The sequence below is a fragment of the Actinomyces sp. Marseille-QA0893 genome, assembly GCF_976954355.1.
This window is the reverse complement of the sequence record NZ_CDRJSY010000001.1, coordinates 619,577-638,706: the sequence shown is the minus strand read 5'-3', so window position 1 is coordinate 638,706 and position 19,130 is coordinate 619,577. Positions and strand designations below refer to the sequence as shown.

Genomic DNA, 19,130 nt, shown 5'->3' with positions numbered 1-19,130 from the left:
CGACAGGGGTTGGGGTCGTGGTCACCACGGGGGTAGGTGTGGTGGTTGTGACCGTCGGAGTAGGCGTCGTTGTCACAGCCGGGGTAGGAGTCGTGGTCGTGTTGCCTTCGGTGGAGCCGCCACCGTCAGCAGTGATCACAGCCTTACCGTTAAGGACAACTCCGTTCACCGAGGCGTTGTTCTTGAAGGTCGCGGACTTTCCGACCATAGCCGGGTTCTTGATCTTGGTGTTGTAGGAAATCGAGTACACCGCATTTCCGGTGCCCTTGGGCCACGTGGCGGTGAAACCGGTGCCATCCGCCTTCTTCGTCACAGTGAAGACACCGCCGTTGATGGCGTCACCATTGGACACAGAGGTTGACTCGCCCAGCGGGAAATCATCACCGTTTGCCCACACGGACATTGAAGGTTCGTTAGCCAGCGTGTAGCCGCCGTTGTCGTCCTGGAAGATGTCCTCGACAGTAATGGTGCTCACAGAGATTCCGGATTCGATGACGTTGATCGACCAGTTGATCAGCGAGGCATCGTCACTATCCACGGTGCCACCCTTATTGTGCTTGGTGGTCTTTCCGAGATTGGTATCACCAATACCCGTGCCATCGCCGGGGAGGGGGACAGAGACGGGCTTGCCGTCAATGGTGAAGGTGACCGCAGCTGCATTGGTCTTCGCTGCAGCGCTCATCTTCGCCCAGCCGGACCCGGTGGTGATCTGGTGAGTATTCGCGTAATCGGTGAAAGTGCAGGTGATGATTGCGCCGGGTTGAGGTGCGGGAGCCGAACATTTGACCGCAACTGCACCGTCGGGAGCCGTCATGTCGAACTCAAGCTTCGTGCCGGTTGCTGCGAAGGTATTGAGTTCTGCGGGAGCTTGGATGGTGAAGGTGTCACCTTCACGGATGTTCTTGCCGGTTCCATCGATGGTGAAGTCAACCTGCATCATGGTGCCAATGCCGAGCTTGGTAGAAGCGCTAACACCGGAAAGGCGGACATCTTTAACGATGTCGTTGATGGTTGCTGCCTGAGAGGCACCTGCCTGAGAAACAACGATGTAGGCCAATGCGAGGAAGCAAGAGAGGAGCATTGCGAGCCCCGAAACTGCTGATCCCGCAGCCTTTTTTACGCGTGTCAACACCTTAAAATCTCCTGAAATATCTGTGTGGGATATCTAAATGTTAGTGAGCTTTGGTGTGAGGATTCAAGTGCGTATCGCTTTTTCGACAGGGAAGCTCACTCTCTTTCCTTGTTTTGGGAAGTGAGGGGAGGCGAGAGAGTCGCGCGTTACTGCGCTTTGTAAGGAGTGTGTTCGGGTTATTGAAGAGAAAACGTTATGTGGCTCACATTATTGACAAGACGGCAATGGAGAGAAATGGGTGCGCAGTACTTGATGTGAGATAGGTAAAGCAAAACCCCCGCTTTGCGGGGGTTTTATCTGGTGGCTCCGACCGGCGTCGATCCGGTGACCTTTCGATTTTCAGTCGAACGCTCTACCAACTGAGCTACAGAGCCAGGACCGAAACCTACTGGCCTGGTCTTGCGACCCCGACGGGACTTGAACCCGCGACCTCCGCCGTGACAGGGCGGCGCGCTAACCAACTGCGCTACGGGGCCTCACAATAGGTGAAGCCTATTGAATTTTTCTTCACTGTCGACACGAACGACTTCGAAGAAGTACCCCCAACGGGATTCGAACCCGTGTCGCCGCCGTGAAAGGGCGGTGTCCTAGGCCTCTAGACGATGGGGGCCATTGTTCGGCCACCGGTCTGGCGTCCGAGGACGAAGAGAATATTAGGCAGAAGCGCGCCATTAAAGCAAAAAGAATGGCAGTGATGACCGTCACACACGGACTTTTCATTGAAATATCGCGTCTTTTTGTCATTGCCTCTCGCGCAAGCATCAGGCGCTTTTCATTGATCGCGCATAGGCTTGATTGAGAAGATGATGAGCGACATAAGGATGGTTTGATGATTTTTCCTCTAGACGATTCCTCTCCTTCGCCTTCCCCCTCGGGGATTACCCAGGCAGCAGTCGACAATGCGCTCAATGTCGCATCGCTTGTTTTTGCTGCTTTTGTTGGTGCTGCAATCGGCTTTTTCGTCGCACTCGCAATCGCCATCGTCGTGCGACCAATCGCCCGCCGCTCACGCTACTTTGCCGCCATCGTTAAACGAGTTCGCACCTCCTTCTATCTGACAGCTCTGTCATGGGGCGCATGGATCGGCCTGCAGGTGATGCTCGTCAATACGACTCTCTCTGATTGGTCGAACGGTGGATTAGTTGGTTTCGCCTCGCATGTCCTGCTCATCGTTTCCATTCTCACGACGACTTGGATGATCTATAACTGCGCCTGGATCTTCGAAGATGCTACGCAAATCCGTCAGGCACGTGACGGCGGTGTCTCCCGTAAATTCGAAACCCAAGCGCAAATCATTCGTCGCTTACTCCAAGTCCTCATCATCATCGTCGGAGTCTGCTTCGCTCTCTTCACTTTCGATGCCGCCCGCCAAGCGATGACGACCGTTCTGGCCTCTGCCGGTCTCATCTCCGTCATCGCCGGTCTTGCCGCGCAACAAACCTTGGGCAATGTCTTTGCAGGAATCCAGCTCGCATTCACTGATGCGATCCGTGTGGGTGATGTCGTGGTCGCTGGGGGAACGAATGCTCCCTCCGGAAAAGTCGAAGAAATTACCCTCTCGTACATCGTTGTTCGCCTCGCTGATGAACGTCGACTTATTGTCCCCTCTACCTATTTCACCTCAAACACTTTCGAAAATTGGACGCGTCGAGCCGCCAAACAGCTCGGCTCTGTCGAGCTCAAATTGGATTGGGCCGCTCCCATGACCCTGATCCGAAACCAGGTGCAAAAACTTCTCTTGGCAACGGACTTGTGGGACGGGCGCTCGTGGGCGGTCCAAGTCGCCGACTCGGATGCAACGACCATCACGGTTCGCATCGTCGTTTCCGCAAAGGATTCTGGGACACTGTGGGACCTGCGCTGCTACCTGCGCGAAAACATGATCCGCTGGATTGCTGAGCAAGAACCTGCAGTACGTCCATTGACCCGCATTCAGCCCCTCGATATTCAAAGCATCCAGCACGATACTTCTCGCGAGGCCATCGCCCGCCTCGCAAAGGAACTGTCGGGTATCGCGGTTGATACGACCGGTGCCCCTGATGCGCACACCACACACTCACCTGACTCTCCAGTTTCCACTTCGCCCACGGCCTCGACAGGGGAGGGGGAAGATGCCGTGCACGAGGTGCGCTTGCTTGCCGCGCGACAAAAGGCAAAGCGAGCGCGCAGGCGCGCAATGGCGCAACGTCAACGCGAATTGGCGGACACGGGAAGTATCCGAAGCGTTGCCCCCAGCCCCGCCGAAGAACAAACTCAAGTCTTCACGCAGACCATGCTCCACTCTCTCGTTGCCGAGCAACTGGCACAGAAGGTCGCAGAGGCCAACGCGCGCCTCGGCAAGCTTCACCCCGCGCCGCAGGAAACCGCGGTGCTTCCCGCCGCCTCGGCACCTTCTCGACCCCAGGAAACGGGTGCTCACCCCGAGGAAACAGTGATCCGCGGGGAACGTCTCTTTTCGGGATCTCCCGAGGCCGATGAACGCAACGAAATCTACGCCGGACCGGGTGAAGATGTCCTCGCTGAACGCGAGGCGGCAGCAAAGCGCCACCAAGAAGAAGCGGCGCGTAAAGACGGTGGCCCGCGCATTCCCCAAGATGCGACCCGCCCCCTTCCGGAGCCTCGAAGCGAGAGGAATTGATCATGAAAATTATTCGCACCCGCGATCGCGCAACGAAACTCGAACACCTCGCCCGCAGTGAGCAAAGTGCCCCAAGTGTGCATTTAAGCGAAGAGGAATGGCGTGAGCGTTTAAGTCCCCAGCAGTTCCTTGTCTTGCGTCAGGCTGGAACCGAAGCGCCTTTCACCGGTGAGCTATTGGAGGAACGGCGGGAAGGAACCTACGTGTGTGCCGCATGCGGGGCGCAGCTCTTCCCCTCGACAACCAAGTTCGATTCGCACTGCGGATGGCCAAGTTTCTATGAGTCTCTTCCCGGAGCCGTCAACTACTTCGAGGATATTTCCCATGGAATGAGGCGCATTGAAGTGCGTTGTGCAACCTGCGATTCGCATCTCGGCCACATTTTTGACGACGCACCAGATCAGCCCACTGGAAATCGCTTTTGTATGAACTCGTTGAGTCTTCATTTTGTACCTGCCGCTATGGCATAGTGGGTAGGTGCTCTCCCATCTTCGTGCACTCCTCACACATGTTTCTGCGCCCGTTCTGATCATCGGCGCAGCGCTCAGTGCGTACAGTGGTGCCGCGTTTGCAGTCACGATTTTTTCCGCGCTTGAGCCGGGTGTTATCGCGTGGCTGCGCGTCTTCATTGCGGGCATATTTCTATGCGCGCTGAGGCGTCCGTGGAGGGCCGGGCTGACCTGGAGAGATCTTCTTGAATCGGCACTCTTTGGCTTGTCCCTGCTGGCAATGAATGTCGCCTTCTATGAGTCAATTGATTACTTGCCGATGGGGGCCGCGGTGTCGATGGAGTTCATTGGCCCCGTTGTTGTTGCCGTTGTCCGAGGCCGAGGAATTGGCCCAAGAATTGCCGCAGTTCTGGCGATGGCTGGGGTTGTTGCCATTGGCGGTTTGGGCCTTGACCTGTCCGATGCGCGCACCTTCACTGGCATGAAATGGGCCGCGTTCACCGCAGCCGCCTGGGCGATTTACATTCTCCTTGGCCAGAGCGTTGCTTCGAAGCGATCGGGAGTCACGAACCTTGCTGTGGGCTGTGCGCTGAGCGGGCTGATCGTTGCGCCTTTTGTTCTCCACCAAGCTTCTCCCGCGATCACTCAACCTCGCATCCTGGGAATCGTCATTGTTGTGGCAGTCTTGTCAACGATTGTTCCCTGTTCCTTCGAAGCCATTGCGATGCACCGCGTCTCAGCGGCGGATTTCTCGCTATTTACCGCGCTTTCACCCGCTTCCTCGCTTCTTGTTGGGGTCATTATTCTTCGCCAGATTCCGACCCTATGGCAGATGATTGGTCTTCTCTTGATCTCCTTCGCGGTCGCAATTGCGTCCCGCCATGGCACCAAGGATCACACTGTTCTCGCCGAGGAAGTGCATGAAATGGTTGAATTAGCTCCGTGACGAATCGAACTCCCGTATCCCTGATCAACCGTGTTCCTGCTCAAATCCTCATCGTCGCCTCGGCGCTCATTCAGTACAGTGGCGCTGCAGTTGCAGTCTTTGCATTCTCGGTCGTTGAGCCGGCCTCGGTTGCCTGGTGGAGGGGATTCGTTGGCGGTTTGGTCCTGTGTGCGTGGGTGCGCCCGTGGCGAGGCATCGATCGCGCGACTCTGAAGGGCGCTCTCTTCTTCGGCATTGCCTTGGTCTGCATGAACGCCTGCTTTTACGAGGCAATCTCTCGCATTCCCCTGGGTGCTGCGGTCTCCCTTGAGTTCCTTGGTCCTGTAACGGTTGCTGTTGTACGAGGCCGTGGCTGGGCACCAAGAATTGCAGCCTTCTTTGCCCTGGCTGGGGTGTGCGCAATCGGCGGACTTGGGTTGGATTTGAGTGCTCCGAGAACCTTGGCTGGGGTCGCGTGGATTTTGGCGGCCGGTGCGTCGTGGGCGACTTACATCGTGTTGGGGCAGAAAGCGGCTTCGTCGAGTTCTGCGATGGTGAACTTGTCGCTGGGGTGTGCTTTCAGTGCATTGATCTCTGCACCGATCCTCGGGCCCGGTGCGATGGCTGCGTTCAGTGACCGCAGGGTTCTGATTGCGGTGGTTGCTTTGGCTTTCTTGTCGACGGTCTTCCCCTATACGCTCGAGGCGATGGCGATGAAACGGGTGTCTGCTGCGACTTTTGCTTTGTTTACTGCACTTCTTCCTGCAACTTCGGCGTTGATCGGTGCGCTGCTTTTGCGTCAGATTCCTAGCCTGTGGCAATTGGTCGGTTTGGTGTGTATCTCGATTGCTGTGGGGATTGCGTCCTTGGCGGGGCGGGCTCACCCGGAGGTCGACGTCGACCGTCTTGCTAGTGCTGAGTAGGCCCAGGGGGACTCGAACCCCCAACCCACGGATTAAAAGTCCGCTGCTCTACCATTGAGCTATAGGCCCGCGGGATTTCCCGCAATGTGGCCGGAAAACCGAACCAACCCCACCATCTTAATGGCAGGAGAGCAAATGGGCGAAACGCAACGCATCCCCAGGCGTCCCGCGATCTTGGACTATGCGCAGACTGAAGCAATTGTTGGAGCTCAGGATGTGGCGGATTCCTCGGTTCTCGCGCACTCGACTGCCTGGGCGTTGCTTGGGGTTGGTGATGAGGATTTCGATGGTCATGCGCTTGCGCGTTTGAAGGAGCTTGTCTCCACGGGTGGGATCCCTCTGGTTGCTGAGCTATGGGCCTCGAGTCCAGACTTCACTCTTCCCGGTGCATTGTGGCGGGTTTACTTGTTCCGCGAGTGGTATCACCGCGACCCCTTGATCGTGGCTGAGCTGTATCTTCTGGGACTTGGTGCCGAACGCGTCCCGGGCCTTGAACGTCCCTTGAATGATGCGCCGCTTGATGAGGTCATCGCACAAGCTGATGCGCTGCTGTTGGGAGAGCGCACAGATGATGATCTTGAGGAGATCTTCACTGCCATCGCACGTGCGATGCGGATTATTGCCGCTGGAGATCCTCGGGTTGGTCAGCAGTGGATTGATGATCCGCACGATGCCTTGGCCTACGGGGTGACCACGCGTGCTCGTGCGTTGGTCATGACTGCGCAGGAATTGGAGCGAGCCGCTTCCCGTGCTCGCATCGGCGATTTGGACTGAGACTTTTATTTAGTATTGCGAAGTTACAAAAGGTATTGGCATCGCCCAAGTCGGCTGCTAGTATGACGCAGGTAACAGCGACGGGGTGTGTGAATTTCTCAAAGTCGAGTTGTTCTCACAAGGAGTACCCATGTCTACTCGTAGACGCTTTGGAACCGCCTTTATCGCGGGTATTGCAGCGCTTTCGCTGCTCACTTCGTGTTCTGGAGGTGCCTCAAAATCCTCTTCAGGAAGCGAGGAAAAACTCACCTTCATGATGCTCGGAGCATCGCAGAAATCGATCGAGCACATCGAGAAAAATGTCCTACCGGAATTCAAGAAGAAGACCGGTGTTACCGTCACTTTGCAGACCTCAGACTGGGGGAGTGCCTTCCAGAAGTACACGACCGCAGCTGCCTCGAAGCAGATGGCCGATGTCGTTTCTCTCGGCGCGATCTGGACCGCGCCGCTGGCTGATAAGGGAGCCCTTCTTGATCTTGGCCCGTACATGGACAAATGGGCAGACAAAGACAAGATTTTCCCAGAGCTACTCAAAGACGGGCAGTGGGACGGAAAGCAGTACTCGATTCCCTACGGCTTCGATCTTCGCGTTCCGGTCTACCGCAAGGACCTCCTCGAAAAAGCCGGTGTTGACACAACGAAACTGCCGACAACATGGGAGGAATTCCACCAAGTCGCACTCAAGGTGCGTGACGCCGGGATTTGCGAATCTCCGATTTTCTGGGGCACCGACAAGTCCATCGGCCTCCAGCAAGGATTCGCTCAGCTCATGATGCAAAACGAAGCCAAGTACTGGAAAGAAGACGGGACATCGAACTTCTCTTCCCCACAGGCTCGTGAAGCCTTGGACTTCTTGGTGACGAGCTTCAAGGAAGGAACCGCTGACTACCACCTGGTCTACTCCGGAAGTGGGGCGCGTCCTTTGGTTTCAGGTCAGTCGGCGATGGGCTTGGGATCTCGAAACGACTACTACAACGCCGAGAGCACGAACCCTGAGGTTGCCAAGCAACTCCTTATTGGCCCCGCATTGGTTGGTCCTTCGGCATCGAAGGGCGCTGCTGGAGCGTGGATCAACAAGCTCGCTATCGCAAAGAACTCCAAGAACCCCGATAAGGCCTTCGAGTTCATCTCCTTCCTCATGGAAAAGGACAACCTGAGCGCTTTTGATGAGAGCTATGGTGTTTTGCCAGTTCGTACCGATCTAGCTGAGGCTTCGTGGCTCGGTGAAACGGGACTCCAGCTCATGGCGCTGGCAAAAGACGCTCAATCACAGCCCCCGCACCCGGGCATGATGCAATTCGGCGGAGACATCAACAAGCTTCTTGATCCGGCAGTCCGCGGATCAGTAGGAGTGGATGAGACTCTTGCAGCAATAGACCAGAAACTCAACGCCTTCGGGCACTGACATGGCTCGTCAATTGAATACAGCTCGTTGCTCGTCGGCGCTGGAACGCCAGCGCCGACGAGCCGGCCTGTCACTGATTGCCCCGGGAGGGGTTGCAGTCATTCTCTTCACCCTCCTGCCTCTTGCACTTGCAGCAGTGTTTTCCTTTACCAAGTACGACCTGATTAATCCTCCAGAGTGGGTTGGTTTTGAGAACTACATTGGTCTCTTCTCCGATCAGGTCTTCCTACAAGCAATCGGTAACACCCTGTACTTCGCTTTCGGGCAGGTTGCTATCGGCGTCGTAGTCGCCTTTATGATCGCCATGCTCTTCAGTCAAAAACTGCATGGAAACTCAGTGATGAGAACGATCGTTTATATGCCGCAAGCGATGTCCTACGTCATTGTCGCCCTGTTCTGGTCTTTCTTCTTTGATCCATTTTCAGGACCAATCAACGAGTTTCTCCAAGACATGGGAATGCCAAAGATCTACTTCCTCACTGAAGCATCTACGGCAATGCCCTCAATTTTGCTTGTGTCCTTGTGGCGCAACATGGGCTACTACATGGTCATCTTGCTGGCTGGAATCCAAGCGATACCGCCCCAACTCATTGAAGCCGCTCAAATTGATGGAGCCGGTGCTTTCCGTCGCTTGATTTACGTTGTGATACCGCAGCTGAAGAACACTTTGTTCTTCGTGGCAATCACCTGGTTAATGGGTGGTTTCCAAATGTTCACTCAGGCTTATGTCATGACCCAAGGTGGCCCTGAAAACTCCACGCGAACGATCGTCTACGAGCTCTATGAATCAGCATTCACCTACCTCGACATTGGGCGAGCATGCGCCATTGCTGTCCTGCTCTTCTCGACGGTGATCGTCGTCGGACTGCCCGTTCGCCTGTTCCAAAACCGGGCAGCACGTCGCAGTGCTACCCCCGAGCGCACGCTTGAGCACTCTGGAGGGACACGATGAGAAAAATTCTTCGATCTGGCATCTTCCATACCCTTGCCCTGATCATCACAGCTCTATACGTTGTTCCTTTGGCCTCAATTTTCTTGGTTGCCCTAGCCCCGGCAGATCGTGAATTACAGTTCGGTATCCCAGATGAATTCGCCTGGTCGAACTTCGCTGAAGCCATGCGTGCAGAGAACTTCCCGCTCTTCTTCGCGAACTCGCTTGTCGTGTCCTTGGCCTCGACGGTACTTCAGGTCCTTTTATGTGCGATGGCTGGCTATGCGCTTGCAAAGATGCCGATCCCGGGCAAGAAGACCATCATGCTCGTCCTCATTGCGCTCATCATTGTTCCGCCAGAAGTCATGATGGTCCCGCTCTTCGTTATCGTCACGCACGTGCCCTTCGCGGGAGGTAACGACCTTTGGGGAAACGGCGGTTCTGGATTACTGGATACCTACGCGGCCTTGGTTGTTCCGCACGTAATTTCCGCACTGTGTATTTTCTTGATGCGCCAGTTCTACTTGGATCTTCCCGATGAACTGGGTGAATCGGCACGAGTCGATGGTGCAAGTGAAGGACGTATTTTCTGGCAGATCTACACGCCCCTCGCGCTTCCAGCGGTTGCGGTCGTTTCGGTGCTTGCTTTCCAAGGAGCATGGAACGACTTCTTGTGGCCATTGGTATCTGTGAAATCAAACGACATGCGTACGCTCCAATTAGGACTCGCAGTGTTCTATCAAGAGAACTCAACTCAGTGGAGCCTCCTCATGGCAGCGGTTATTCTCATGACCTTGCCAATCGTCGTGATTTTCCTCTTCGGTCAGCGTTACTTCACCGCCGGGGTCTCTGCTGGAGGTGTCAAGGAATGAGCCTGCGTCCCAATATCCTGCTCTTTCTCACTGACGATCAGGGTCCGTGGGCGCTTCCGTGGATCACGCCTGAACTGCGCATGCCCGCCTTGGAAGAATTCGCATCGGAGGCGTATGTCTTCACGCAGATGCACACGCCCTCACCGGTGTGTTCTCCGGCGCGCGCATCGATCCTCACTGGAACCATGCCCTCCACTCACGGTGTGCACGATTGGCTCACGGGGACTCGGCATCCTCGCGCGCATCCCGACACCTACCTTGACCACCTCGAAACTCTCCCGCAGATTCTTCATCGCTCGGGTTACACCTGCGCACTGAGTGGTAAGTGGCACCTAGGGGATTCCTGCAAGCCAGCACCAGGATTCTCCTCGTGGTACGCGCATCGCTACGGGGGTGGCCCATACATGGGGGCGCCGATTTGGAAAGATGGTCACGAGGCCGAGGAGGAGTTGTACTTCACCGATGCAGTTGGCATCCATGCCCTCGAGTTCCTTCGCACGCGAGCGGCCGAGACGAGTGGAAGCAGTGAAAAGAAACCTTTCTTCCTCTTTGCTGCGACAACGGCTCCGCACGATCCGTGGGGAGAAGACCAGCATCCCGATGAACTCCTCAACATTTACGAAGACGAGGAATTCCCTTCGATTCCACGAGAGGAACCCCATCCTTGGGCCGATTACCAACGGGTACATCAATTCTCTGATGCCTATCGAGATCCAGTTCCTTCTCTTCGTGGCTACTGTGCCGCGCTCAGTGGAGTCGATCGGGTGTTCGGCGCCCTCGTCGATGAGCTCAAGAAACAGGAGGAGTGGGAAAACACGATCGTGATCTTCATGTCTGATAACGGCTTCTCTTGTGGGCATCACGGAATCTGGGGAAAGGGAAACGGTACTTTCCCCTTGAACTTCTGGGATAACTCCGTACGAGTTCCCTTCCTGATTCGAATTCCCGAGGCCGTCGCCGCTTCCGTCGGTATCGATCCGCAGCGTGGGCGTGGGTATGCCTCGCCGGTTGAGGAACTAATTTCTAGCCTCAATTTGTTCACGAGCTTGTGTGAATTGGCCGGGGTTGAATGCGCGGATGATCAACGCCGGGGCGAAGGCACACTGGTCGATATCCTTCGAGGCAAGTCGGGCAGCGAGTCTGTCGCAGTTTTCGATGAATATGGAGCCGCACGAATGATCCGACGTGGGATGCTCAAATACGTCTGGCGTGAAGAAGGACCAGAGGAACTTTACGACCTCGAATGCGATCCCGATGAACGCCGCAATCTCATCGATGATCCGACCTACAGTGGAATTCAATCCGAGTTGAGAAACGAGCTTGACCATTGGTTTGAGGCCCATGAGGATCCACGATTTTCCGGTATTGGTCTGGATGTTACTGGCCTTGGCCAGATCATGCCCCTGTGGCGCTCCCGCGAAACAGAGGCCTTCGTCCAATTCGGTGAGGAATAGAAACACCATTTCGGACATTTCCGGCAGGTGAAGTGAGCGCGGGTGCGGCGTATGATCCACACCCGCGCTCACTCTACGTTAGGGTTAATAACGTGACACCCAGCCCTCAGCCCATGCCCCCGATGCGCCTCATTCGCGCAGGTGGCGCTCTCGTGTGGCGCTTTCGCGACCCCGCACGACCGATCATTCCCGGGGAAGTGCTGGATGAACGAGACATCGAAGTCCTGCTGGTTCACCGTCCCCAGTACCACGATTGGTCGTGGCCCAAGGGAAAGATTGAGGGTAAAGAAACTATTCCCGTCGCAGCAGTGCGCGAGGTCGAAGAAGAAACCGGCCACGTCATCCGCCTCGGTGCGCCACTGACTACCCAGCGCTACCGCCTCGGCTCAGGGCAGACCAAGGAAGTGCGCTACTGGGTGGGAACGCTGATGGAAAGTGACGGGGGAAAGGACGACGGCCTCGTCCACCTGCGCAAACCCGTCCACCGTGCCCCCTCGCGCGAAATCGACCAAACGCAGTGGATGACGACTTCTCGCGCTCACGATCTTCTGACGCGGCGCGGGGACCGGCGCCTGTTGACAGAACTTGTCATGCGAGGCCGCAGCGGCGAACTTGTTACAACCGCGCTGGCACTGCTTCCTCATGCGCGCACGGTTTCTGCTCAGCAGTGGGAGGGAGACGAGGAGACTCGGCCCCTGTCGCGTGTTGGCGTGCGAGAAGCCCTCGAGCTTGTCGATCTGCTCTCGTCTTACGGTGTGCGCCGGGCAATGGCGACCTCGAGTGCGCGGACCCGCCAGACCTTGGGGCCGTGGGCTGCACTCGCGGGAGTCGACATCGAGGCACTCCCGTCGCGCGCCGCTGGAGCGAATTCCCCCTCCTCTGACGAGGCCTTCGCTCGCGCGCTCATTAGTGACAGTGAGCCGCGGGTCCTATGTGCGCCGCGAAGCATGCTTCCCGGAATTTTTGACGTATTTCGGCAGTTCACGCCTTCGGGTGTGCGCATGAATTTTCCGCTCGATGCCAGAGAACTTTCGGCCTCGGAGATGGTTATTTTGCACACCGTCGTGCATGGGGGACAGGTTCGCGTCCTTGATGTTGAAAGGCATGCACCCAGGACCGGAGAGTAGCGGTCTAATACGCTGAGTCGTGGATTGAGCCGCTCAGGGTTTGTTGGCCGTTTGCTGCTGCGAGGCAGACGATCTGTCGGTCGCCGCGCTCCCACGATTCGCGGCTTGGGGCAAGCCAAAGGAGATCAAGAGCAGAATCCTCAGCAGGGATTCCAACGTAGGACCGGAAAGCCAGCTCGCACTCGCGGCGAGCGTCCGTTTCAAGTTGTGCGGCCTCGGGGAAATTTGCGCCCGCAACCGTTGGTAGCGCGATCACTTCAGCTTGGTGAGGGCGAGAGCATGAGACGGTTTCCAGGGAATAGGCGCTTGTCGTTGGAGGAACCTGAACGCAGGCGCCGACCGACAGGCGCATCACTGATGAAAAACCGCACCCGCTCAGTGTGCCTGCCCCCAAAATACAGGCAAGCACACCGAGACAGATGCGGTTAAAAAAGGACTTCACTCTATCGAGGGTACTAGACGCCAACGATGAGTGCGCAGATCCAGTAGACGATTCCAGATACGACGGCGGCCGCCGGCAAGGTCAGGAACCATGCCGTCACGATCGAACCTGCAACACCCCAGCGCACGGCGGAGAACCGTTTCGTACATCCCACACCCATAATCGATGTGGATACGACCTGCGTCGTTGAAATCGGGGCGTGGACAACGTAGGAGCACAGGTAGAGGATCGATGAGGAGACCGCTTCTGAGACAAAGCCTCGTGCGGGGTCGAGATCGATGATCTTTCGGCCGATGGTACGCATGATGCGTCCGCCGCCGGCCATTGTTCCCAGGGAAATTGCCAAGGCTCCGGAAATCTTGACCCACAGGGGGACCGTCATGTCTCCGGTTACCGGATCGTAGATCTGGTGTGTTTCGCCGTAGCCGCCGGCAAGGAGAGCCATGACGATGATGCCCATGGTCTTCTGTGCGTCTTGGATACCGTGGCCCAGCGCCATAGCTGCAGACGAAACACGCTGCGCGGCGCGGAAGCGGCGCATGGTGCGGTGGTATTGAGCATTGCGCAAAAGGAAGAGAACGAGGCGCATGACGATGTAGCCGATAACGAAACCGATGATTGGTGAAGCAAACATCGGAATGATGACGGACTTAACGATTCCCCACCAGTACACGGCTGTGCCGCTCATCAAACCTGCGCCAACCATGCCACCGATAAGTGCGTGAGAGGATGAGGAAGGCAGACCAAACCACCATGTAATGAGGTTCCAAATACACGCGCCTAGGAGGGCTGCAAGGATGATGACCAGGCCCTTTTGCTGCATTTCCACCTGAGTGGATTCAGCGTATGGGCTGATGGAGATGATTCCCTCGCCGATTGTCTTCGCGACTGCGGTCCCCATCATCGCGCCGAGAATGTTCATGACTGCTGCCATAAGCAAGGCGGCGCGAGGCGTCCAGGCTTTTGTGGAAACCGAAGTGGCGATCGCGTTTGCTGCGTCGTGGAAGCCGTTGGTGTAGCTGAAGAACAGAGCAACGGCGATGACGACGCAAACCAGGATCAGGTTAAGATCCACGACTCAGGATTCCTTCAGTGCGAGGGACTCGATGATATTTGCCAAGTGCTCGAAAGCATCGGCGCAGGCTTCCAAGCTTTCGACAACATCCTTGAGCTTGATGATCGTGATGGGGTCGAGGCCGGAGTCAAAAAGCGTCGTGAGAGCGCGACGGTAGGTGAGGTCGCCTTCGTTTTCGAGGCGGTTGATCTCGATCCAGTAATCGCGCATGTCGACGGGAGACTTTAGCGCCGGCATGTTCTGCGCGGTCAGCTCGGCGCAGTGGGTGAGAACCGCGATCTGCGACTTGAGCAGGCTCAGGATCTCCTCGGGGATGTTGGTGATGCCGTACAGGACCAAAAGGTCGCCGGCCTCGTCGATGAAGTCCATGCAGTCATCGAGGTGAGCGGCTAGGGACTGAAGATCCTCGCGGTCAAAGGGGGTAATAAAGGACGAATTAATGCGCTGGAAGATCTCGTGATTGAGTTCATCGCATTGGTGTTCAACGCCGTGAAGCTGATCGCGAAGTGCGACTCGTTCTTCGGGGGAAGCAGCGTAGATTTGAGCAAGAATTTCGACGCCCTCAACGAGCTTGTCTGCTTGCTGGGTGAAGAATTCAAAGAAATTTGGGCCCTGCGTTCTGTTGCGGATCCCCATAATGTTCCTCCGATTGTGTTGAGATTGCCTCAAGGCAATCGTCATCCATTACACACTGCATATTCAAGTTCACTGAGGCAGGAACTTCCTGCTGAGTAGTGTGTCTATTGCCACATTATGCCCGAAAGCTTGGATCTCTCGGGAAAACTGGGGCATTCCGTCGTCGAAGTTGACGCATTTGTCAGAATTTTCAGCCCAAAAGGGACCTATCGCCCGCGCAAATACCGGTGTGGTGAGGGATGATTAAAGCGTAGATCGGGGCGTGACCGCGCCCCAGAATCACCGAGTGCCTCAGGAGGCAAAATGTCCGTGACCGAACAGGATGTGCGTGCAGCCGCTCCGGCAAACGCTCCCGAAGATGTCATCAAGTGGGTTGCTGAAATTGCAGCGCTGACCACCCCTGATCGTGTGGAGTTCGCTGACGGCTCCCAGGAAGAGTGGGATCGCCTCACTTCTCAGATGGTTGAGAGCGGCATGTTCACCAAGCTGAACGAAGAGAAGCGCCCCAACTGCTTCCTCGCCCGTTCCAAGCCCTCTGACGTTGCGCGTGTTGAGTCTCGTACCTTCATCTGCTGTGAGAAGGAAGAAGACGCAGGCCCGACCAACCACTGGGCAGACCCCAAGGAAATGAAGGCAACCCTGCACGAGAAGTTCACGGGTGCCATGAAGGGCCGCACCATGTACGTGGTTCCCTTCTCCATGGGTCCTCTGGGTGGCCCCATCTCCCAGCTCGGCGTTGAGATCACCGACTCTCCCTACGTTGTCGTCTCCATGCGCATCATGACCCGTATGGGTGCAAAGGCAATGGACCTCATCAACGAGGGCCGCGTGTGGGTTCCCGCCGTTCACTCCGTCGGCGCTCCGCTGGAGCCCGGTCAGGAAGATTCCACCTGGCCCTGCAACGACGAGAAGTACATCACCCACTTCCCCGAGACCAACGAAATTTGGTCCTTCGGCTCCGGTTACGGCGGCAACGCGCTGCTGGGCAAGAAGTGCTTCGCACTGCGTATCGCTTCGACCATGGCCCGCCGCGACGGCTGGATGGCAGAGCACATGCTCGTCCTGCGCCTGACCCGCGAGTCCACCGGCAAGCAGTACCACGTGACCGCTGCATTCCCCAGCGCATGTGGCAAGACCAACCTCGCCATGCTCCAGCCCACCATCCCCGGCTACAAGGTCGAGACCGTGGGTGACGACATTGCATGGATGCGTCCGGGCACCGATGGCCGTCTGCGCGCCATCAACCCCGAGGCAGGCTTCTTCGGTGTTGCACCGGGAACCTCCTACAAGACCAACCCCATGGCAATGGAGACCGCACGCGCCAACTCCATCTTCACCAACGTCGCACTGACCGACGATGGCGATGTGTGGTGGGAAGGCATCGACGGTGAGGTCCCGGCACACCTGATCGACTGGCACGGCAACGACTGGACCCCCGAGTCCGGCGAAAAGGCTGCTCACCCGAACAGCCGCTTCACCGTTCCCGCCTCTCAGTGCCCCATCATCTGCCCCGATTGGGAAGCCCCCGAGGGCGTTCCGGTCGACGCAGTCCTCTTCGGCGGCCGTCGTGCAACCAACGTTCCGCTGGTTGCCGAGCAGTACGAGCCCGCACACGGCGTGTTCATCGGTGCTTCCGTTGCATCCGAGGTCACCGCTGCTGCAACCGACGTTAAGGCCGGTTCGCTGCGTCACGACCCCTTCGCCATGCTGCCCTTCTGTGGCTACAACATGGCCGACTACTGGGGCCACTGGCTCGAGATGCAGGCAAAGCTCGGCGACAAGTTCCCGAAGGTCTACCAGGTCAACTGGTTCCGCAAGGACGAAGACGGCAACTTCATGTGGCCCGGATACGGCGACAACGCTCGTGTTCTGGACTGGATCGTTCGCCGTGCAGCTGGTGAGGTCGAGGCAATCGACGGTGTCACCGGTCGCTACCCCCACTTCGAGGACTTCAACCTCGATGGCCTGGACATCGACGAGGCCAAGTGGGCCAAGCTCTTTGCGATCGACCCCGACGCATGGGCAGCCGAAATGGACGACACCGAGGAATACTTCTCGCAGTTCGGTGACAAGCTCCCCGCAGCTATCACCGAGCAGCTCGCGAAGTTCCGCGCTCGTATCGCTGCTGCAAAGCAGGCCTGATAGCGTCTAGCTAGCATCAAGGCGGGTGGTTCCCCGAGAGGGGAACCACCCGCTTGTGTTTTATTTGCCTCTATGTTTTAGAGTAGAAAAGGCTTTTTATAGGAAAGGATGGGGTGTGGTCGCCAAACAGTGGAAGTTCATTAATGGCTTTGAATGGGCCGTTATGGATCCGGTTGTTGAAAAGCCGGGAGAACTGTGGATGTGCCTGACCCTGGCCTATGGGACTCTTGACGTGAAGCCTGAGGAAATGGGTGCTCTTCACGTTCTGATGGAATCCATTCGAACCGAACTACAGCGTCCCGTCGAATACGCACCCGGAAAGTTCGATGTCGCTCAAGTTGACTGCCTGACCTACTTTTCAGAGATCGATATCCGCGTCCACGGACCGCGTGAGATCGTCCGTCAGGCATGGCTGCGTCTTCCCGCTTGCTTTGAGCATCCAGAGCTTTTGCTCCCCGTTTCAGGACGTGCTCCCGCAACGTCGATGTGGACTGCTGACGTGGCAAACAGAACGGGGATCAATGAAGCCTTGCTCTCCGTTTTCCGTAGTGATACCACCACTTTCGAGGCCGATCGCTACTTTGCGTCAGCATGTGATCTTGCGCGGAAACTCTCTCCCTTCGAGGGACGTTATCCCTGTGTTCTTGTGACGACAGAACCCGATTTTCTTGGTCTTGGCTTCGATCGTGAACCCGATTCTTTGGATCTTGACGACCTGCTCGCTGTGGATGAAGGCGCTCCGCGAGACCAGTACCTACGCGGCAGTCAGTGGCAATGCGGCTTGAACTATCTCTTTTCCTTTGCGGTTCCCCTCACGCGCGCGGGTCTTGTCGCCCGATGGGCAATTGCAATGGATGCGACAAATATCTTGCGCTCACTGGATCCCAAATACTCGGATTTCAAGGTGACGACGGATGCCTACTCGATCGCCCCTGATCTCATTGCGATGATCCGTTTCGACGACTTGGATTCTTTTGAGGATGCGCGCCGTTTCCTTGATGCCTATTTCGACCCGGATCGTGACTTCACCGTCAACCTTCAACAGGTCATTAATCGTCATAAAGACGATGAAAACCTGGAGGTTTCCCAGCACCTGCACCGCATTAACGACGATAGTATTCCAACGCGTGACGAGGTCCTCGCACTTATCAACAAAGTAGCGGCGCGCGCCCACATTGCCGCTGATGTCGCCTCGCCCGAGCTGCTTGAACGCTTCCCGCTACTGACCGCACCGAAGAGCACCTACGATCGCTTCGCAACCACTCATTGCGTGCCCGAACCGGTGGAAGCGCTTCCCTTCCCCTCCACCGAGGGCACAGATCTTCTCTCAAGCGTCCCAGAGAGCCTCAGCGGCTATGCTCTTGCCCTCCCGCATCACCTGATGGTTTCTCCTGATCGTGTGGTTGCCCAGTGGTACGACGCCTCCAAGGAACGCGACACCTCCCAGGTCGTGCGACGAATTGAGATCAGGGTTTCAGACGTGACGTGTCTGCTTCGCTCAGGAAAGGCCACGGTCCTCATCGATAGTGATGGAACATTCCTTCCGATCTATCCCGAGGCGTACATTTCCCCCGAATCCGTGGCGGTGTTGGACTCGCTCATGCAAGACCTATCCTCCAGGATTCCAGTCGTCGCAATCGAACCGCTCTTTGATGAGGAAATCGCTCTGGTCGATCGCTTCACTCACGAGGGCCCCAGCGCCCTTCAAGAGGGAACAATTCACCCTCTTCCTGACTATCTTTCCCGTCTCAGCCTCCCCGCGCCTACCGCTGTGCCCGAGAAACCCCGTCAACGAGGCCGCGGGGGAACTCGCCCGCCGAGGCCTGCCCAAGCGGGCTCGGCCTCGGCAGGGAATAGGCGTGCGCGATGGAAACGGCGACGACGCATGCGCCTGACGAACAATGATGTGGATCTCTCGCCCGCCGGTTCAACTGTGCAGAAGAGAAAAAGCAGGTGGGTTGTCTGGCTCATCATTGCGCTGATATTCGGGATTTGGCGCTCTTATGTCCATTCGAGTCCAAAACAAACGAATATCCCACATGTCACGCCGTTTCCAACGATCTCGGTAACGGTTCCGACCTTCTCAATTCCTCCGTTCTCGCTTCCAACGCCCGCTCAGACGGGGCAGTGAAGTTGCGAGTCGGAATGAGCTGCTGAAAACCAGTAAGATATTGGTAATTATTCAATCACCCGGGAGTTTCCTGA

At 56.7% G+C, this 19,130-nt stretch carries 16 protein-coding genes and 4 tRNA genes; 12 read left to right on the top strand and 8 right to left on the bottom strand.

Features of this window, described 5'->3' with window-relative positions:
* The 4 genes from ACWNMW_RS02990 to ACWNMW_RS02975 all read right to left on the bottom strand — a co-directional run.
* Positions 1 to 1,132: Ig-like domain-containing protein (locus ACWNMW_RS02990; RefSeq protein ID WP_449489969.1), on the bottom strand; the 1,132-nt coding region annotated here is incomplete at its 3' end.
* A gap of 298 nt (positions 1,133 to 1,430) precedes the next feature.
* Positions 1,431 to 1,506 (bottom strand) — tRNA-Phe (locus ACWNMW_RS02985).
* A gap of 28 nt (positions 1,507 to 1,534) precedes the next feature.
* Positions 1,535 to 1,608, bottom strand: a tRNA-Asp gene (locus ACWNMW_RS02980).
* A 61-nt stretch (positions 1,609 to 1,669) separates the two neighbouring features.
* A tRNA-Glu gene (locus ACWNMW_RS02975) sits at positions 1,670 to 1,742 on the bottom strand.
* A gap of 219 nt (positions 1,743 to 1,961) precedes the next feature.
* Here ACWNMW_RS02975 and ACWNMW_RS02970 point away from each other — a divergent pair.
* Genes ACWNMW_RS02970 through ACWNMW_RS02955 form a run of 4 tightly spaced genes read left to right on the top strand, consistent with a single transcriptional unit; the run spans position 1,962 to position 6,067 of the window.
* The gene (locus ACWNMW_RS02970) at positions 1,962 to 3,770 is read left to right on the top strand and encodes a mechanosensitive ion channel family protein (protein WP_449489968.1); all 1,809 of its coding nucleotides are present in this window, start codon (positions 1,962 to 1,964) and stop codon (positions 3,768 to 3,770) included.
* Between the two features lie 2 nt (positions 3,771 to 3,772).
* Positions 3,773 to 4,240, top strand: coding sequence for a peptide-methionine (R)-S-oxide reductase MsrB (gene msrB / locus ACWNMW_RS02965; RefSeq protein ID WP_034501199.1), 468 nt, complete (start codon positions 3,773 to 3,775; stop codon positions 4,238 to 4,240).
* 7 nt (positions 4,241 to 4,247) lie between these two features.
* Positions 4,248 to 5,165, top strand: a complete 918-nt coding sequence (locus ACWNMW_RS02960) for an EamA family transporter (protein WP_449489967.1) — start codon at positions 4,248 to 4,250, stop codon at positions 5,163 to 5,165.
* Positions 5,162 to 6,067 carry an EamA family transporter gene (locus ACWNMW_RS02955; protein ID WP_449489966.1) on the top strand — a complete coding sequence of 302 codons (906 nt, stop codon included), beginning with the start codon at positions 5,162 to 5,164 and terminating at the stop codon, positions 6,065 to 6,067. Before ACWNMW_RS02960 ends, ACWNMW_RS02955 begins: the two co-directional genes overlap by 4 nt.
* Here the strand turns inward: ACWNMW_RS02955 and ACWNMW_RS02950 are convergent.
* A tRNA-Lys gene (locus ACWNMW_RS02950) sits at positions 6,065 to 6,136 on the bottom strand. The two genes, ACWNMW_RS02955 and ACWNMW_RS02950, sit on opposite strands and share 3 nt — an antisense overlap.
* A 66-nt stretch (positions 6,137 to 6,202) precedes the next feature.
* Between ACWNMW_RS02950 and ACWNMW_RS02945 the strand changes: the two genes are divergently transcribed.
* The 6 genes from ACWNMW_RS02945 (at position 6,203) to ACWNMW_RS02920 (ending at position 12,630) form a co-directional block, all read left to right on the top strand.
* Complete coding sequence (locus ACWNMW_RS02945; RefSeq protein ID WP_449489965.1) at positions 6,203 to 6,841, top strand: hypothetical protein; 639 nt, start codon at positions 6,203 to 6,205, stop codon at positions 6,839 to 6,841.
* Between the two features lie 130 nt (positions 6,842 to 6,971).
* Entirely contained in the window at positions 6,972 to 8,246 is a 1,275-nt protein-coding gene (locus tag ACWNMW_RS02940; protein ID WP_034501203.1) for an ABC transporter substrate-binding protein, read from the top strand.
* Between the two features lies 1 nt (position 8,247).
* Positions 8,248 to 9,198 carry a carbohydrate ABC transporter permease gene (locus tag ACWNMW_RS02935; protein ID WP_052040825.1) on the top strand — a complete coding sequence of 317 codons (951 nt, stop codon included), beginning with the start codon at positions 8,248 to 8,250 and terminating at the stop codon, positions 9,196 to 9,198.
* Positions 9,195 to 10,049 (top strand): carbohydrate ABC transporter permease, encoded by an 855-nt coding sequence (locus ACWNMW_RS02930; RefSeq protein WP_034501204.1) that lies wholly within the window; start codon positions 9,195 to 9,197, stop codon positions 10,047 to 10,049. The genes ACWNMW_RS02935 and ACWNMW_RS02930 overlap by 4 nt, the downstream gene beginning before the upstream one ends.
* The gene (locus tag ACWNMW_RS02925) at positions 10,046 to 11,503 is read left to right on the top strand and encodes a sulfatase-like hydrolase/transferase (RefSeq protein WP_449489964.1); all 1,458 of its coding nucleotides are present in this window, start codon (positions 10,046 to 10,048) and stop codon (positions 11,501 to 11,503) included. Before ACWNMW_RS02930 ends, ACWNMW_RS02925 begins: the two co-directional genes overlap by 4 nt.
* Before the next feature lie 92 nt (positions 11,504 to 11,595).
* Positions 11,596 to 12,630 (top strand): NUDIX hydrolase, encoded by a 1,035-nt coding sequence (locus ACWNMW_RS02920; RefSeq protein ID WP_295893793.1) that lies wholly within the window; start codon positions 11,596 to 11,598, stop codon positions 12,628 to 12,630.
* Positions 12,631 to 12,634: 4 nt separating this feature from the next.
* On the opposite strand, the gene ACWNMW_RS02915 is transcribed toward ACWNMW_RS02920, so the two are convergent.
* From ACWNMW_RS02915 to ACWNMW_RS02905, 3 genes are read right to left on the bottom strand one after another with little or no spacing between them, the layout of a single operon-like run.
* On the bottom strand, positions 12,635 to 13,072 hold the full coding sequence (locus tag ACWNMW_RS02915) for a septum formation family protein (protein ID WP_448750938.1): 438 nt from the start codon (positions 13,070 to 13,072) through the stop codon (positions 12,635 to 12,637).
* A gap of 13 nt (positions 13,073 to 13,085) precedes the next feature.
* A complete protein-coding gene (locus tag ACWNMW_RS02910; RefSeq protein WP_449489963.1) occupies positions 13,086 to 14,147 on the bottom strand; it encodes an anion permease in 1,062 nt (353 codons plus the stop codon).
* 3 nt (positions 14,148 to 14,150) lie between these two features.
* Positions 14,151 to 14,783, bottom strand: a complete 633-nt coding sequence (locus tag ACWNMW_RS02905) for a DUF47 domain-containing protein (protein ID WP_448750940.1) — start codon at positions 14,781 to 14,783, stop codon at positions 14,151 to 14,153.
* Between the two features lie 303 nt (positions 14,784 to 15,086).
* On the opposite strand from ACWNMW_RS02905, the gene ACWNMW_RS02900 reads away from it, so the two are divergent.
* Complete coding sequence (locus tag ACWNMW_RS02900; RefSeq protein WP_448750941.1) at positions 15,087 to 16,925, top strand: phosphoenolpyruvate carboxykinase (GTP); 1,839 nt, start codon at positions 15,087 to 15,089, stop codon at positions 16,923 to 16,925.
* 115 nt (positions 16,926 to 17,040) lie between these two features.
* Positions 17,041 to 19,056, top strand: a complete 2,016-nt coding sequence (locus tag ACWNMW_RS02895; protein ID WP_449489962.1) for a hypothetical protein — start codon at positions 17,041 to 17,043, stop codon at positions 19,054 to 19,056.
* The last annotated feature ends 74 nt before the right edge of the window (positions 19,057 to 19,130 follow it).